This is a genomic window from Paraburkholderia phenazinium (genome assembly GCF_900100735.1).
GTDB lineage: Bacteria > Pseudomonadota > Gammaproteobacteria > Burkholderiales > Burkholderiaceae > Paraburkholderia > Paraburkholderia phenazinia.
Genome location: NZ_FNCJ01000009.1, coordinates 103,250 through 118,807 on the forward strand (window position 1 = coordinate 103,250; position 15,558 = coordinate 118,807).

Here is a 15,558-nt window from a genome sequence, read left to right on the forward strand (position 1 = left end):
ATGCGCAATCTGCCCCGCTTCTTTACCCTGAGCGTGACATGCGGCGCCATCGCGATGCTGAGCGCGTCGGCGAGCGCCGCGCAACCGCCGTCCGCGCCCTTGCCGCTCGACCAGTTACGGCTGTTTGCCGAAGTGTTCGGGCAGATCAAGCAGGAATACGTCCAACCGGTCGACGACTCCAAGCTGCTCACCGCGGCCATCAAAGGCATGGTGTCGAGCCTCGATCCGCACTCGGCCTATCTCGACAAAACCGACTTCAAGGATCTGCAGGAGCAGATCAGCGGCCGCTTCGCCGGCATCGGCATCGAGAGCGGCGCGGAAGACGGTCTCATCAAGGTGATCGCGCCCATCGACGACACGCCCGCGTTTCGCGCCGGCATTCGTCCGGGCGACCTCATCATGAGCATCGACAACAAACCGGTGCGCGGCATGACGCCGGATCAAGCCTCCGCGCTGATGCGCGGCACGCCGGGCACCCAGGTGACGCTGACCCTCTACCGCAAGAGCGAGAACCGCACCTTTCCGCTCACCGTGACGCGCGCCCTCATCAAGTTGCAGAGCGTGAAAACGGCCAGGCTTGCGCCAGGTTACGCTTACGTGCGCATTACAAATTTTCAGGAAGATACGACCCCGGACCTGGCGGCAAAGCTGCGCATCATCGCCGGGCAGCAGCCGGACCTGAAGGGGCTGATCCTCGATCTGCGCAACAACGGCGGCGGGTTGGTGGAAAGTGCGGTTGGCGTGGCAGGCGCTTTCTTGCCGCGCGATTCGGTGGTGGTGACGACCAACGGCCAGGTCGAATATTCGAAGCGCGCCTATCGCGACAACTACGCTTACTATCGCCTCGCTTCGTTCGACGGCGACCCGCTGCAGGACGAACCGGCGATCTTCAAGACCGTGCCGATGATCGTGCTGACCAATGCGTACACGGCCTCGGCCTCGGCCTCGGAGATCGTGGCAGGCGCGCTGCAGGATGCGCATCGCGCGCTGATTCTTGGCAAGATCACCTTCGGCAAGGGCTCGGTGCAGACCTCGATGCCGCTCTCCCCGGACACCGCGCTGCGCCTGACAACCGCTTACTACTACACGCCGAGCGGCCGCTCGATTCAGGATATCGGCATCCGCCCGGACGTGGCGGTCGACCAGTTCGCCGACGGCGATCCGGACGATGCGCTCGTGACGCGCGAAGCCGATTATCCGAATCACCTCGCGAATATTCAGGATCCCAACGAAAAGAAAGAACTGGAGGCGCGCGAGCACGACCGTCAGGAACAACTGCGGCTGCTCGAGGAACAGAGCGACCGCGAGACGCCGGAGCAGCGCCAGAAAGACCGCGAGCGTGCGCCCGTGGAGTTCGGTTCGAGCGACGACTTCATGTTGCAACAGGCCCTCAACAAGCTGCAAGGCAAGCCTGTGCAGCTATCCAAGGCGCTGCTCGAGCGCCGGCTTGTGCAAAGCGATGCACCAGCGTCGTCGGTGGCGGAATCGGCTGCGCGGTGAGAGTTGCGCATTGCGCACTGGGAATCGAGATCCGCGCCGGAGAGGGTTTGCCCATTGTTCGCCTGTCCCGTCAAATGAATTCGCTTTGCCCCCAATGATCCGACGCCGCCAATGCACTAGAGTGGCCTGAGTCGCACCCTCAATGCACCGCCGGGAACATTCCCGCCTGTGCTCCGTTACCCGCCCCCTCAAAGGAAGTCACCATGAGCAAGCTCACCGGTAAAGTCGCCGTCGTCACCGGCGCATCGAAAGGTATCGGCGCCGGCATCGCCAAGGCGCTTGCGGCGCAAGGCGCGTCGGTCGTCGTCAACTACGCATCCAGCCAGGCCGCCGCCGACGCAGTCGTCGCCGCGATTACCCAGGCCGGCGGCAAGGCAATTGCCGTGCGCGGCGACGTCTCCAAGGCCGTCGATGCACAAGGCATCATCGATGCCGCTATCGAAACCTACGGACGCCTCGATGTCCTCGTCAACAACTCGGGTGTCTATGAGTTTGCACCGCTCGAAGCGATCACTGAAGAGCATTTCCACAAGCAGTTCAATGTCAACGTGCTAGGGTTGTTGCTCACCGCCCAGGCGGCCGCGAAGCATCTCGGCGAAGGGGGCAGCATCATCAACATCGGCTCGATTGTCAGCCGCCTTACGCCGCCGGGCAGCGCCGTTTATACGGCCACCAAGGGCGCCGTCGATGGGATCACGGGCGTACTGGCACGCGAACTGGGACCGCGCAAGATTCGCGTCAACTCGATCAATCCTGGCATGGTCGAAACCGAAGGGGCGAAGGACGCCGGCTTCATCGGTTCGGACATGGAGACATGGCTTGTGGGTCAAACGCCGCTCGGCCGCGTCGGTCAACCCGACGATATCGCCAAGGTGGCTGTGTTTCTCGCCTCGGACGATGCCGGCTGGATCACGGGCGAATCGCTGCTGACCGGCGGCGGGCTGCGCTAACGTTAGAACGCCGGGTGTGGCGGGCACCGCCCCGACCACCCGGCGTTGGTAGTTGCATCAATCGCGTCAATCGAATCAATCGCCTCCCCTCCATCTCGATCCGTTCGTCACCGGATCGCAGCGTCCGTTCACGCCCCGGAATACAATCAATCATCTGACTTGGCCCGGTTCGAGTCAGCAACGAGTCACGGCCCAACCAAGGAGGGTCGATGGGTTCGCAAAATAAATCCCCGGCGCGGTTTAGACGCACGGCCATCGCGACGGTAGTGGTCGTGATGGCGGTGCTGATCGTCGTCGGACGCATCACCGGCTTCGTAGTCGACGGGTTGTGGTTTGCATCGATCGGTTATGCGAACGTTTTCTGGACCGTCATCTCCACCCAGGCGCTTCTCTTCGCCGCCGTGTGCGTGGTGTCAGCAGCCACCATCGGCGCATCCGGATTCGTCGCGCACCATTACGCAACGCGGCCCGGAAGTTGGCAAGTCGAAACGGCTCAAGCGTCCGGCCCCCCGGATCTCATCAGCGCACTGACCGAGCAACTCGCGCCGCGCATCCCCTGGCGCATCAGCATCGCCGCCGTTGCGCTCGTGTTTGGACTCGTGATCGCCGCAGGAGAAACCTCCAATTGGGACATGGTGCTGCGCTACCTGTATCAGGTGCCGTTCGGCCAGCGCGATCCCATCTTCAGCAAGGACATTGGCTTCTATCTGTTCACGCTGCCCGCCTGTCTCGCGCTCAAGAACTGGCTATGGCAAGTGCTCGTGTGCAGCACGATCCTGGCAGTTGTGGTCTACGGCATCCGCGGCGACCTTAGCTTCGAGCGCGCGCCGCGTGGACTCTCGCGCGCAGCCGCCGCTCATGCTTGCGCCCTGCTCGGCCTGTTCTTCGCCGTGAAAGCATGGTCGTACACGCTCGACCGCTTTTTGCTGCTGTACGGCGACAACGGCGTCGTGGTCGGGGCCGGCTATACCGACATCCATGTCGAGCTGCCGATATTGTGGTTGCTCGCGGGATTCGCCGCCGTTGCCGCGCTCGCGTCATGGTTCAACATGCGCCGGCCTGGCTATCGGCTTCCGGTCGCCTCGGTGCTGCTGGTGTTCGGCAGCTCGCTGTTGCTGGCCGGGATCTACCCGGCGCTGTTTCAGCGTCTCTATGTCAAGCCGAGCGAACTGCAACTGGAGACGCCCTATCTCAAGCACAACATCGCGCTGACACGGACTGCCTACGGCTTAACGCAGATTGCGGTGAAGCCGTTTCCGGCCGAGCAGGGCTTGAATCTCGCCTCTCTCGACGCCAATCGCGCAACCGTCGACAACATCCGCCTGTGGGATGTGCAACCGTTGATGGACACCTACGCGCAATTGCAGGAGATCAGGACTTACTACAAATTCCTCTCGGTGGACATCGACCGTTACCGGCTCGACAGCGGTTACCGGCAGGTGATGCTGTCGGCGCGCGAACTCGAGCCCTCGATGCTGCCGACCAACGCCCAGACCTGGGTGAACCTGCACCTGCTCTTCACCCACGGCAACGGCGTCGTGATGTCGCCGGTCACCGAAAAATCGACCGAAGGCTTGCCCTCCTTCTACCTGCAGGATATTCCGCCGGTCGCCAGTGGCGGCCCCACGATTCGCGAGCCTCGCATCTACTTCGGCGAGGGCGGTGACGGCTACGTCATCGTCAAGGGCAACGTGCCCGAATTCGACTATCCCAAGGGCAAGGACAACGTCTACACCACCTACAGCGGACGCGATGGCGTCGGCATCGGCAGCACCGCGCGGCGCACCCTGTTCGCCTGGCAGTTCGACGACCCCAACATCCTGCTGACCGATTACATTACGGGCAGCAGCCGGATTCTGCTGCACCGGAACATTCAGGACCGGGTGCGCATGATCGCCCCCTTCCTTACGCTCGATCACGACCCTTACATGGTGGCGAGCAACGGGCGCCTGTTCTGGATGCAGGACGCCTATACGACGAGCCGCTGGTTCCCCTACGCCCAACCGGTCGCCGACGACAGCGCCAACTACATCCGCAACGCGGTCAAGGTGGTGATCGATGCCTACAACGGCACGGTGGACTTCTATGTGAGCGACCCAGACGATCCGCTCGTGCAGACCTGGCAGCGGATCTTCCCGGGTCTGTTCAAGCCGCTGGCGGCGATGCCTCAAGACCTGCAGCGGCATATCCGCTACCCCGAGGACCTGTTTCTGATCCAGGCTCAGCTTTACCGGGCGTACCACATGGATGCGCCGGAAGTCTTCTACAACCGCGAAGACCTCTGGCAGTTTCCACGGGAGCTGGTCGGCATCGATGGAGGCAGCGGCGCCGGCACGCCAATGGCGCCTTACTACACGATCATGCGGCTGCCCGGCGAGCCGCATGAAGAGTTCGTCCTGATGCTGCCGATGGTGCCGAGCCAGCGCGACAACATGATCGCGTGGCTGGCGGCGCGCTGTGATCCACCCGAGTACGGCAAGCTGATCGTTTATACGTTTCCCAAGGACAAGCTGGTTTATGGGCCCTTCCAGATCGAGGCGCGGATCCAGCAGAACACCGAGATTTCGCAGCAGATCTCCCTGTGGAACCAGATGGGCTCGCGGGTGATTCGCGGCCATCTGCTGGTCGTGCCGATCGAGAATTCGATTCTTTACGTCTCGCCGCTCTACCTGCGTGCGGAGTCGGGCCAGTTGCCCGAATTGAAGCGCGTGATTGCGGCCTATGGCGACCGGGTGGTGATGGACGAGACCTTGGGCGGCGCGCTGGCGGCGCTTTTCAAGGAGAGCACACCGCTCGCCGCCGCGCCAGCGGGCACGGCGGACGCCCGCGCCCGCGACGCGCTGGCCCATTACCAGCGTGCCATCGAGCGGCTGAAGGCAGGCGACTGGAGTGGCTTCGGCGCGGAACTCGATGCGCTGCGACCGCTGCTCGAAGCGCTGGGCGGCAACCGGACCCAGGGTCAGAAGTAGGACCGGCCTGCAGGTCTGCACGCCAGTGCGGCCGGCTTCCCGGTAAACTACCGCCTTTCGTTTTGCGGTTCCGCGCCGGCCGAGGCCCTCGCCGGGAGACCGCCGCTTATCTAAAGACAGGATCCGGTCACATGAAGCGAGTAGTCGTATCAGCAGCGCTGGCGGTTTGCCTCGCGCAACCCGCCGTACAGGCGGTGGCGCAGACCGTCAACGATCAATGTTTTGCGCTTGGCGATATTGCGGGCCAGGTGGCCTCGTGGCGCCTGCACAAGAAAACCAAGGCGCAAGCGCTGACCCAGGCGGCGACCTACTACAAGGACGATTCCGACCGGCAGGCCGTCAACGCCATCATCGAGCGGATTTACAGCCCCGAGGGCAAGGGAATGACGCCGGACCAGGCCAGCATGATCGTCACCGCCGACTGCGCCAACCGGAATAAGGGCGCCGCCTCCGCACCCTAGGCGACGGCCCCGGGCGGGTCTCTGCCACACCGGCTTCAAGGACCTGCGGCGTGCCTGGCCGAACCCGCGCCAGACCCGCCGCAAAGACCGGCGCCACGCCCGCGCCGCTGGCCGCCGCGCCTGTGAGGCTGGCCACAATCGGCTAAGATGACCCTCTCAGCAGCCCACCCCGGCCGCCCGCAGTTATCGCGGCCGCTCGCCCCAACCGTCAGAGGAACCCAGCATGGCCACATCGAGCTATACCGATACCCGTCTCCTGATCAATAACGAGTGGTGCGACGCCGCCAGCGGCAAGACGCTCGAAGTCCTCAACCCGGCCACCGGCAAGCCGATCGGCAAGGTCGCCCACGCCGGCATCGTCGATCTGGACCGGGCCCTCGCCGCCGCACAAAAGGGCTTCGAAGCCTGGCGCAAAATTCCGGCCGCCGAGCGCGCCACCACCATGCGCAAGGCCGCGGCACTGGTGCGCGAACGCGCCTCGGACATCGCCCGCCTGATGACCCAGGAGCAAGGCAAGCCGTTTGCCGAAGCGCGCGTCGAAATGCTGTCGGCCGCCGACATCATCGAATGGTTCGCGGACGAAGGCCGCCGCGTCTACGGCCGGGTCGTGCCGTCGCGCAATCTGGCCGCGCAACAACTGGTGCTGAAAGAGCCGATCGGTCCGGTCGCCGCCTTCACGCCGTGGAACTTCCCGGTCAACCAGGTGGTGCGCAAGCTGAGCGCCGCCCTCGCGAGCGGCTGTTCGTTCCTCGTCAAGGCCCCGGAAGAAACCCCGGCATCGCCCGCCGCGCTGCTGCAGGCCTTCGTCGAAGCCGGCGTGCCGGCCGGCACGGTAGGCCTCGTGTTCGGCGACCCGGCCGAAATTTCCAGCTACCTGATTCCGCACCCGATCATCCGCAAGGTCACCTTCACCGGCTCGACGCCGGTCGGCAAGCAACTCGCCGCCCTGGCCGGCTCGCACATGAAGCGCGCCACCATGGAGCTGGGCGGTCACGCACCGGTGATCGTCGCGGCAGATGCGGACGTCGCGCTGGCCGTCAAGGCAGCCGGCGGCGCCAAGTTCCGCAATGCGGGCCAGGTCTGCATTTCGCCGACGCGCTTTCTTGTGCACAACAGCATCCGCGAAGAATTCTCGCAGGCGCTCGTCAAGCACGCCGAAAGCCTCAAGCTCGGTGACGGCCTCGCCGAAGGTACCACGCTCGGGCCGCTCGCCAATGCGCGGCGTCTGACGGCCATGGCCAAGGTGCTCGACGACGCTCGCGCCACCGGCGCGACGGTTGCAACCGGCGGCGAACGGGTCGGCACCGAGGGCAACTTCTTTGCGCCGACCGTGCTGACCAACGTGTCGCTCGAAGCCGACGTGTTCAACAACGAACCATTCGGCCCGATCGCCGCGATTCGCGGCTTCGACTCGCTCGAAGACGCGATTGCCGAAGCCAATCGCCTGCCGTACGGTCTGGCCGGCTATGCGTTCACGAAGTCGTTCGCCAACGTGCATCTGCTGTCGCAGCACCTCGAAGTCGGCATGCTGTGGATCAACCAGCCGGCCACGCCGACGCCGGAAATGCCGTTTGGCGGCGTCAAGGATTCGGGCTACGGCTCGGAAGGCGGTCCGGAAGCCATGGAAGCGTATCTGGTGACCAAGTCGGTTACGGTGATGTCGTCCTAAGCGTTAAGGCTAGGCCAGCACGCGTTGCCTAACGCGGTGCAAATCCAGGCGGCTCCGCAAAGGGCCGCTTTTTTTATGGCTGCGGCAGGCGTTAAGCATCCGTTGTCAAACGTCAGTTGTTAAAGGTCAAGCGCTAAGCGCCGCGACCCTCCCGCTTCGTTCGTCATTTTTAGAAAGATTTGTCCATCCACCACGGCTCAAGATATTCGTCACTGCAGCCGTTATGCATGTGAGAGGCGCGCTCGCTTGTTTTTAGCGAAATGTAATCTGGCCGGATGCAGATCGCGGCAATACCGAACGTGCGCACTGACCTTCGCAAACCGCGAACAGCCGATCGATAACCGCCAGCCAGTTCGTCCGTTCAGCCTCGTCCAATGCGACGATAAGGGACGCGACGCGGTAGACATGCAATTGCTCGAATTCGAGCGCATGATGCTGAGCGGTATCGATCCCGTGTACACGCTTGCAAAAGGACCAAGAACATGCGCTGGGGCCTCCCGTTCCTCGGACGACGAACGCCGGCACCCGTTAGGACACCGGCGAATCCGCCGTGCCGTATCTCCGGGGCATATGGCGTGCAAGGAGAGCTGCTGCGGCTCGCCTTGTTCGCGTGCGCCTCGCTGTTGCCAGCGCTATGGCTACCGCTGTTGGCACTAGGACCGGCCACGCCCGCTGTGGCTGGTGAAAACACCGTGCTGCGGGTGCTGGCCTGGCCCGGCTACGCCGACAGCGACGTGGTAAAAGCCTTTGAAGCGCGCTTTCACGCCACCGTGGAAGTGACGATGGTCGATTCCGACGAAGCGCTGTGGGACAAGATGCATGCGGGCGCCGCGCCGCATCCGCAGTACGACGTCCTCGCCGCCAACTCGGCCGAAATCCAGCGCTACCGGCACGAGCACATGCTGGCGCCGCTCGACCTCACGCAGTTGCCCAACACCCGCCGGCAACTGCCGCGCTTTCAGGCGCGCGCCTCGATCGACGGCCTCACGGGAGACGGCAAGGTCTATGCGATTCCGTTCACCTATTCGTCAATGGGGCTGATCTACGATCGCAAGCAGGTGGCGGTCGCCCCGAGTTCGATGGCGGACCTATGGAATCCGCGCTATCGCGGCAAGGTGCTCGACTTCAACAGCGCGCAGCATAACTTCTCGTTCGCAGCGCTCGCGCTCGGCTACCGCGATCCGTTTCAGCTAAGCCCCAAGCAAACCCGCGCGATCGCCATCAAGCTGATCGACCTGCGGCGCAATCTGCTTACCTACTACAACCTCCCCGAAGAGGCCACGGCGTTCTTTATCCATCACAAGGCTGCGCTGATGTTCGGCAACTACGGCACCCAGCAGCTCGCGCAGCTACGCCGGGCCGGCGCGGACGTGGGCTACGTGATCCCCGACGAAGGCGCGCTCGCCTGGCTCGACTGCTGGGCGATGACCAGCACGGCCGTCAATCGCGCGCTGGCGCTCGCATGGATCAACTACATGCTCGAGCCGGACGTCAGCGCTTTGCTGACGCAGCGCCAGGGCCTCGCCAATACGCTGACCGCGTCGCCCGAGAGCAATGTCAACGCGCACCTGATCTGGATCCGCCCAGTGGACGACATCCAGCGGCGCGAAGCGCTGTGGAGCAAGATCGTCTCCGGAGACCGGCCGGAGACCTTCAAATGATGCGTCCGGGCCTGACCTTCAAGCTCTCGCTCCTGCTCGCCTGCATCGGCGTGATCGCCTCCGGCGCGACCGGCTACTACGCGTACCGCGCCAACCGCACAATGCTCGTGAGCGAGGCCGAGCAGAACCTGTTGACCTCGACCGAACTGCTGGGCCAGCGCTTTTCGGTGGCGATCGACGACGTGGCTGCAGACGCTCTGGTGCTCGCCACGCTGCCGTCGGCCGCGCAGCTCGCGCAATTCGACGACGGCTCCGGCGCCAATCCCTCGCGCGAGCGGCTCGCCAAGGTGTTCGCCAGCTTCATGGCGAATCACCCCGAATACCTGCAGATTCGCCTGATCGCGCGCCAGCACTATGGGCTGGAACTGATCCGCTTCGACCGCAACGGGCAAAGTGCGGTGCGGGTCGAGACGAACCGTTTGCAGGAAAAAGGCCAGTTTGCCTATGTGTTCGACACGCTCGCGCTGCCGCCGCGCGGCATTTACATTTCGCCGATCGCGGTCAATCACGAGCACGGCGCGCATTCCGCCGAAGGCAAACCCACGCTGCGCCTCGCCACGCCGGTGGCGGCGGACGACGGCAGCGTGGTAGGCGTAATGGTGCTCGATGTCGACCTGGCGAGCCTGCTGAAGGTGTTGCAGGTCGATCTGCCGCGCGACTACCAGGTCTATCTCGCCAACGAATGGGGCGACTTCCTGATTCATCCGGATGCTTCGCAGACCTTCGGTTTCGACCGCGGCCGGCGCATTTTCATGCAGGACAGTTTTCCGGCGACGAAGCCCATCTTCGAGCAGTCGAAGAGCGCTGTGCTGATGAACGGTCTGGTGCGCCCGCAGCAGGCGGCGGGCCACGTGCTCGCCTTCATCCGCAGGCCGTTCGGCGCGGCCGACGGCAACCGCTTCATCGTGCTGGGGCTCTCAAAACCGCTCTCCGACGTGCTGGCCGGTGCGAACCTGCTCGGCATCCGGATTATCCGCATGGTGCTGGTGTCGAGCGTCTTCGCGTTCCTGCTCGCCATTCTGTTTGCGCGCGCGCTGACCCAGCCGCTGCAGATGCTCGCGCATGCCGCCACCCATTTCTTCGCAGACCATACGATGGGTGCACTGCCGCTCAGGCGCACCGATGAGATCGGCGTTCTGGCGCGCTGCTTCGACCGGATGCGCCGCGAGATTCGCTTGCAGCTCGATGTCCTGCATAGCAAGCAGCACGAACTCGTGCATCTCGCCAGTCACGATGCACTGACCGGCCTGCCCAACCGGATGCTGTTCGCGCAGAAGCTGGAGACCGCGATTGATGAGGCCGCCGCTAGCGGCGAGCGGCTCGCGGTGCTGTTTGTCGATCTCGACCGCTTCAAGCAGATCAACGACCAGTTCGGGCATACAGTGGGCGACCGGGTGCTCGCCACCGTCGCGCGGCGCCTGCAGGCGGTGCTGTCGGAGCGCGACATGGTCGCGCGGCTCGGCGGCGACGAGTTCATCGTGCTGATCCGCGGCAGCGCCGCGACCGACGCGGCGCCGGGCATCGCCGCCGGCATCATCGATTCGTTGAACGAGACGCTGCTGATCGACGGGCAGCCGCTGGTGGTCGGCGCGAGCATCGGCATCAGCCAGTATCCCGCCGACGGCACCTCGGTCGAGATGCTGCTGCTCAACGCCGATGCCGCCATGTACGCCGCCAAATCGGGCGAGCACGCTTCATGGCTGCGCTACGAGGATCTGCTCGAAGCGCGCCGGCGCAAGGCGGGCGGTATGGCTGTGGACGAGCGGGACGGCGACAGGATGGAGCCGGGGTCGGATAACCTGGATGCGGTGTTGTGAGGCGGCGAGTTCAATTAATGCTCAAGGACAGCGCTCAGGTTGAGCTCATCGGCAACTTTCTTGAGTCGCTTGTCGCGCGTCCAGATGGTGATGCCCGGACCTAGCCGAGCAGATGCCAACAGCGACGTGTCGACGTATCCGATTCCACGATTGAATAAGCGTTCTCGCTCGATCAGATAGAAAGTTTCCTCAGGCGTTGCAACTGGCGCGCGTGGCAAATCGAGCAACGCACCAAGCACAAGATCGCGGTCGCGCAGACTTCCAAGTGAAATCTCTCCAATCACATAGGGGTGAGCCAACACGCGTCCCCCTGCGAGCAGGCTATACAGCAAAGGATCAGAAGCGTTGAGGTGGTGGATCCAGACCGACGTGTCGACAAGAATCATTCGACGTCCTGGCGGCGACGCGGTGCTCCCGTGATTCCCGGTTGACTGCCGCCAAGATTGGCGAGTCGTTTCGCGGCTTCACGTTGGATCAAGGCCTTGAGCGCTTCGCGCACAAGCGCCGTTTTTTCGTCCAAGCCCGTATAGGCTTGGGCTTTGGCGATCAAATCGTCATCGAGGGCAATCGTGGTACGCATGAGAATCTCCGCGAGTGATACACAAATCATAGCATCGTTTGATGCCAATTTTCGTGCTCCCTTGTTGCACCGAAATGACCGCTGTGCGAATCAGCCGGATGCGAGGCATGAGGCCCGATACCCCTCGTTCCGGCACTAGCGCCGGGGCGTACGGGACGCGCCCCCGCTCTCTTCAGCTTGACGTCCGACCCATTACGAAGGTAACCTTATCAGGTAGCCTTCGCATCTCCCGGACATGAACGAATCCCCCTCCGATCCCGAAGCCCTCCGCGCCTTGGCGCTGGCCGGGGAGTTGCGCGTCCTGATCGGCCAGTTAAAGCGCCGCTTGCGCGAGCAGGCGCATCTCGGCGACCTGACCTGGTCGCAGATCCGCGTGCTCGCGCGGCTGGACAGCGACGGGCCCGCCACCGTGACCGCCCTCGCCCGTGCCGAAGGCATGCGCCCGCAATCGATGGGCGAAACGGTCTCCGCCCTGAAGGCGGCCGGACTGGTGAACGGCGCGCCCGATCCGGACGACGGACGGCAAACCGTGCTGTCGCTCACCCCGGCCTGCAGTGAAGCCATCAAGACCGGCCGCGCCGCACACGAAGACTGGCTGTTCCGCGCCATTCGCACGAAGTTCGCGCCCGCGGAACAGGCGCAACTGGCAAGCGCCGTCGAACTGCTCAAACGCCTTGTCGAGACCTGATTCCTGCTGCCGCGCACACCGGCACCAGGCACTGCGCGGCGGCCCATTCGAACCCTGGCTGCAGGCGGCGCCGTGTTGGCGCCGCCGCCGTCCTCACCCCCACGAAGGAGCACTCCATGGCCGTCACCACACTTGATCAGAACACCGCGCTCATCGTCATCGACCTGCAGAACGGCATCGTCGCACTGCCCACCGCGCACCCTACTGGTGAAGTCGTCCAGAAGAGCCGCGTGCTGCTCGACGCATTCCGCGCGCGCCGGTTGCCGGTCGTGCTCGTCAACGTCGCGGGCGTCGCCCCGGGCCGCAACGAACAGCCGCGCCACAGCGGCGAGTTTCCGGCCGGCTGGACCGATCTGGTGCCCGAGCTGAACCAGCAGCCGCAAGACCATCTGGTCACCAAGCGCACGTGGGGCGCCTTCACCGGCACCGATCTCCAGCAGTATCTGAAGGGGCGCGGCGTCACCCAGGTCGTCATCGTTGGCGTGGCCACCAGCATCGGTGTCGAATCGACTGCGCGCCAGGCGAGCGAACTGGGCCTTAACGTCACGTTCGGCGTCGACGCAATGACCGATCTGAACGCCGACGCGCACCACAACTCGATTACGCGGATTTTCCCGCGTCTCGGCGAGACTGGCACCACCCAGGAGATCGTCGCCCTGCTCGAACAGACCCGCGCATAAGCGGCCGGGTCAGTCGGTGAAAGGCACCTTCCGCTCGCTAAGCGGCTTCAACTACCGGGTCTGGGCCAGCGGCGCACTCATCTCCAACGTGGGGACCTGGATGCAACGCACGGCCCAGGACTGGCTCGTGCTCACCGAGCTGACCCACCGCAATGCGACTGCGGTGGGCATCGTGATGGCGCTGCAGTTCGGCCCCATGCTGCTCCTGTTGCCGCTCACCGGCTTCGCGGCCGACCATCTCGAGCGCCGCAAGATGCTGTTCGTGACCCAGGCGTCCATGGGCGCCCTCGCCCTTGGGCTCGGCGTGCTGACGCTCGCCGGGGTGGTCCAGTTGTGGCAGGTGTACGTGTTTGCGCTTCTGCAGGGTTGCGTCACTGCGTTCGATTCGCCCGCGCGTCAAACCTTCGTTGCGGAACTGGTCGGCGAAGAAGACCTGTCGAACGCAGTCGCGCTGAATTCCACTTCCTTCAACGCCGGGCGGATGATCGGCCCGGCGGTAGCCGGCGTGCTGATCGCCTCGGTCGGCACCGGCTGGGTGTTCCTGCTCAATGCGGCCTCGTTCGCCGCGGTGCTGGGCTCGCTGCGGACGCTGCGCGTCCACGAACTGCACCGCAAGCTCAAGGCGCAGCGCACCCGCGGCGGTTTCGTGGACGGCTTCCGCTATGTGGCCAAGCGCCCCGATCTGATCGCGCTGCTGACGATGCTGTTTCTGATCGGCACCTTCGGCCTCAATTTTCCGATCTTCATCTCGACCATGTCGGTCACGGCCTTTCATGCCGGTGCGAGCCAGTATGGACTCCTGAGCTCGGCGATGGCGATCGGTTCCGTGACCGGCGCACTGCTGGCCGCGCGCCGTGCGCGGCCCCGGCTGTCGCTGATCATGGTCAGCGCCGCGCTGTTCGGCTTCGGCTGCACGCTCGCCGCGTGCATGCCGAATTACGCCCTGTTCGGCATCACGCTGACCGTAATCGGCATCTGCACCCAGACCTTCAACACCTCGACCAACAGTCTTGTGCAAATGTCTACCGAGCCCGCCATGCGCGGCCGGGTAGTAGCGATCCTGCTCGCTATTGCATTGGGCGGCACGCCTCTCGGTGCGCCGGTCGTCGGCTGGGTAGCGGATCATTTCGGCCCGCGCTGGGCACTTGGCGTAGGCGCCGCGTCGGGTTTCGCCGCTGCGCTGGTCGGGTTTCACTACCTCCGGAAATACCGCAACTTGCGGGTGTGGTTCGACGGCGGGCGCATTCGTGCGAGCATTGATGGCGTCGAACCCGCGAGCGCAGTTGCGGCGGCCGCTCAGGCCGAAACGGCGCAACCGAAAGCGCCCTAACCATCCCGGTGCCGTAACCACGCGCCGCCCGGAAGCGCGGCTATCCCTTGGACAACCCTGCGCCGCGCGCGGCCGCCGGATTCGCGACGCGCAGCGTCCACTGCGCCTTGCGCCGCAGGATCGGCGCTTCGATAAAACGCCACGACAGCTTCGCCAGCAACAGCGCAATCAGAAATGAAATCACAATGCCCCCGAGGCGGACCCAGAATGGTTCGCTCGCGCCATGAAACAGCGCTTGCACGCGATGAAGCCGCGCAGGATTCGGCACGAAGTTGTGATACAGATAAAAGCCGTAGCTGATGCGGCCGAGCGAGGCCAGCCATGGCGTTTCCAGCAGACCCACCAGCGTAGTGCTGTGGCTGCATGCAATCGAACACACCAGCGCTGCGATGCAGATGCCATAGAACGTACAGAGCAACGTATAGACGGCAGGCCCTGCTGCCGTCGTCCAATGAGGCTCGGTGGCACACAGCAGGCTCACGCCGACGAGGAGCGCCGCGAAGCTCGATGGCCGGGCGAGCCACGCACGCAGCAGCGAGCCTTGCGCGCGCAGCCATGCTCCGCCGATTCCACCGAGCGCAAGCAGCCAGAAATTGGTCAACGGATTCGTGTAGATGACAATCTCCGGCGTGCCTGTCACGCGCATCCCCCACATCGACGCTACGCCGGCCACGAACACCGCATAGCAGATCGGCAGATGCCAGCGCAGCGGCGCGATCAATAGCAGCGGCGCAAAGAACAGATAGAACTGCTCCTCGATAGAGAGGCTCCACAGATGCGAGTATGGGCCGGGCCAGTAGCGCAGCACCTCGCCGATCCAGATATTCGACAGGTAAGCGAAATGAAATGGCAAGCCACCCTTCAGTTGCGGGCTGACATAGCCGAGTAGCATCAGGACCGCTAACACGCTCAGCAGCAGGTAATAGACCGGAAAGATGCGCAGGGTCCGGCGCAACAGAAAGCGTTTGAGTTCGGCAAAAAAATCGCTGACGCCCGTCTCGATCGTCCGGCGCTGTGCCGTCAGAATGCCGGTAATCAGAAAGCCGCTCAGCGCGAAAAAAATCCACACGCCGAGATGGCCGGTCTCATCGCTGCTGGCGAGCAAGCGATGCTGCAAAAACACCATCAGCACGGCGATGGCGCGTAGTCCGTCGAAACCGCGAATCCTGTTGTCCATGAATGCCGTCGTCCGGGTCGGTGTCGGCCCCTTGGTGAGATCGCCCAAGCAGTCGGGCCATCATAGGACGCGATGC

The 15,558-nt window shown here is 64.0% G+C and carries 13 protein-coding genes; 10 read left to right on the forward strand and 3 right to left on the reverse strand.

Going from position 1 to position 15,558, the window contains the following annotated elements; translation table 11 throughout:
* The 7 genes from BLQ92_RS20580 to BLQ92_RS20610 all read left to right on the forward strand — a co-directional run bounded on the left by BLQ92_RS20580 (position 1) and on the right by BLQ92_RS20610 (position 11,027).
* Complete coding sequence (locus BLQ92_RS20580; protein ID WP_090686389.1) at positions 1 to 1,500, forward strand: S41 family peptidase; 1,500 nt, start codon at positions 1 to 3, stop codon at positions 1,498 to 1,500.
* Positions 1,501 to 1,703: 203 nt separating this feature from the next.
* Positions 1,704 to 2,450: an SDR family NAD(P)-dependent oxidoreductase gene (locus BLQ92_RS20585; RefSeq protein ID WP_090686390.1), complete on the forward strand. Its 747-nt coding sequence runs from the start codon at positions 1,704 to 1,706 to the stop codon at positions 2,448 to 2,450.
* Positions 2,451 to 2,659: 209 nt separating this feature from the next.
* Positions 2,660 to 5,419 (forward strand): UPF0182 family membrane protein, encoded by a 2,760-nt coding sequence (locus BLQ92_RS20590; protein ID WP_090686391.1) that lies wholly within the window; start codon positions 2,660 to 2,662, stop codon positions 5,417 to 5,419.
* A gap of 131 nt (positions 5,420 to 5,550) precedes the next feature.
* Positions 5,551 to 5,880: a hypothetical protein gene (locus tag BLQ92_RS20595; RefSeq protein WP_090686392.1), complete on the forward strand. Its 330-nt coding sequence runs from the start codon at positions 5,551 to 5,553 to the stop codon at positions 5,878 to 5,880.
* Between the two features lie 223 nt (positions 5,881 to 6,103).
* The gene (locus BLQ92_RS20600; RefSeq protein WP_090686393.1) at positions 6,104 to 7,549 is read left to right on the forward strand and encodes an NAD-dependent succinate-semialdehyde dehydrogenase; all 1,446 of its coding nucleotides are present in this window, start codon (positions 6,104 to 6,106) and stop codon (positions 7,547 to 7,549) included.
* 482 nt (positions 7,550 to 8,031) lie between these two features.
* On the forward strand, positions 8,032 to 9,210 hold the full coding sequence (locus BLQ92_RS20605) for an extracellular solute-binding protein (protein WP_090686394.1): 1,179 nt from the start codon (positions 8,032 to 8,034) through the stop codon (positions 9,208 to 9,210).
* Positions 9,207 to 11,027 carry a diguanylate cyclase domain-containing protein gene (locus tag BLQ92_RS20610; RefSeq protein ID WP_090686395.1) on the forward strand — a complete coding sequence of 607 codons (1,821 nt, stop codon included), beginning with the start codon at positions 9,207 to 9,209 and terminating at the stop codon, positions 11,025 to 11,027. Before BLQ92_RS20605 ends, BLQ92_RS20610 begins: the two co-directional genes overlap by 4 nt.
* 14 nt (positions 11,028 to 11,041) lie before the next feature.
* Here the strand turns inward: BLQ92_RS20610 and BLQ92_RS20615 are convergent, their stop codons facing one another.
* Both BLQ92_RS20615 and BLQ92_RS20620 read right to left on the reverse strand, forming a co-directional pair.
* Positions 11,042 to 11,413, reverse strand: a complete 372-nt coding sequence (locus BLQ92_RS20615; protein WP_090686396.1) for a type II toxin-antitoxin system VapC family toxin — start codon at positions 11,411 to 11,413, stop codon at positions 11,042 to 11,044.
* Positions 11,410 to 11,607 (reverse strand): type II toxin-antitoxin system VapB family antitoxin, encoded by a 198-nt coding sequence (locus BLQ92_RS20620; RefSeq protein ID WP_090686397.1) that lies wholly within the window; start codon positions 11,605 to 11,607, stop codon positions 11,410 to 11,412. Before BLQ92_RS20620 ends, BLQ92_RS20615 begins: the two co-directional genes overlap by 4 nt.
* Positions 11,608 to 11,842: 235 nt before the next feature.
* On the opposite strand from BLQ92_RS20620, the gene BLQ92_RS20625 reads away from it, so the two are divergent.
* The 3 genes from BLQ92_RS20625 (at position 11,843) to BLQ92_RS20635 (ending at position 14,305) form a co-directional block, all read left to right on the forward strand.
* Positions 11,843 to 12,295: a MarR family winged helix-turn-helix transcriptional regulator gene (locus tag BLQ92_RS20625; RefSeq protein WP_090686398.1), complete on the forward strand. Its 453-nt coding sequence runs from the start codon at positions 11,843 to 11,845 to the stop codon at positions 12,293 to 12,295.
* Positions 12,296 to 12,411: 116 nt separating this feature from the next.
* The gene (locus BLQ92_RS20630) at positions 12,412 to 12,975 is read left to right on the forward strand and encodes an isochorismatase family protein (RefSeq protein WP_090686399.1); all 564 of its coding nucleotides are present in this window, start codon (positions 12,412 to 12,414) and stop codon (positions 12,973 to 12,975) included.
* A gap of 16 nt (positions 12,976 to 12,991) precedes the next feature.
* The gene (locus BLQ92_RS20635) at positions 12,992 to 14,305 is read left to right on the forward strand and encodes an MFS transporter (RefSeq protein WP_090686400.1); all 1,314 of its coding nucleotides are present in this window, start codon (positions 12,992 to 12,994) and stop codon (positions 14,303 to 14,305) included.
* A gap of 40 nt (positions 14,306 to 14,345) precedes the next feature.
* Here BLQ92_RS20635 and BLQ92_RS20640 read toward each other — a convergent pair whose 3' ends face one another.
* Positions 14,346 to 15,482, reverse strand: coding sequence for an acyltransferase family protein (locus BLQ92_RS20640; protein WP_090686401.1), 1,137 nt, complete (start codon positions 15,480 to 15,482; stop codon positions 14,346 to 14,348).
* Between the last annotated feature and the right edge of the window lie 76 nt (positions 15,483 to 15,558).

Bases quoted from the DNA above. Each gene is read 5' to 3' on its own strand.
- BLQ92_RS20580 (WP_090686389.1), top strand. From the start codon at position 1: ATGCGCAATCTGCCCCGCTTCTTTACCCTGAGCGTGACATGCGGCGCC.
- BLQ92_RS20585 (WP_090686390.1), top strand. From the start codon at position 1,704: ATGAGCAAGCTCACCGGTAAAGTCGCCGTCGTCACCGGCGCATCGAAA.
- BLQ92_RS20590 (WP_090686391.1), top strand. From the start codon at position 2,660: ATGGGTTCGCAAAATAAATCCCCGGCGCGGTTTAGACGCACGGCCATC.
- BLQ92_RS20595 (WP_090686392.1), top strand. From the start codon at position 5,551: ATGAAGCGAGTAGTCGTATCAGCAGCGCTGGCGGTTTGCCTCGCGCAA.
- BLQ92_RS20600 (WP_090686393.1), top strand. From the start codon at position 6,104: ATGGCCACATCGAGCTATACCGATACCCGTCTCCTGATCAATAACGAG.
- BLQ92_RS20605 (WP_090686394.1), top strand. From the start codon at position 8,032: ATGCGCTGGGGCCTCCCGTTCCTCGGACGACGAACGCCGGCACCCGTT.
- BLQ92_RS20610 (WP_090686395.1), top strand. From the start codon at position 9,207: ATGATGCGTCCGGGCCTGACCTTCAAGCTCTCGCTCCTGCTCGCCTGC.
- BLQ92_RS20615 (WP_090686396.1), bottom strand. From the start codon at position 11,413: ATGATTCTTGTCGACACGTCGGTCTGGATCCACCACCTCAACGCTTCT.
- BLQ92_RS20620 (WP_090686397.1), bottom strand. From the start codon at position 11,607: ATGCGTACCACGATTGCCCTCGATGACGATTTGATCGCCAAAGCCCAA.
- BLQ92_RS20625 (WP_090686398.1), top strand. From the start codon at position 11,843: ATGAACGAATCCCCCTCCGATCCCGAAGCCCTCCGCGCCTTGGCGCTG.
- BLQ92_RS20630 (WP_090686399.1), top strand. From the start codon at position 12,412: ATGGCCGTCACCACACTTGATCAGAACACCGCGCTCATCGTCATCGAC.
- BLQ92_RS20640 (WP_090686401.1), bottom strand. From the start codon at position 15,482: ATGGACAACAGGATTCGCGGTTTCGACGGACTACGCGCCATCGCCGTG.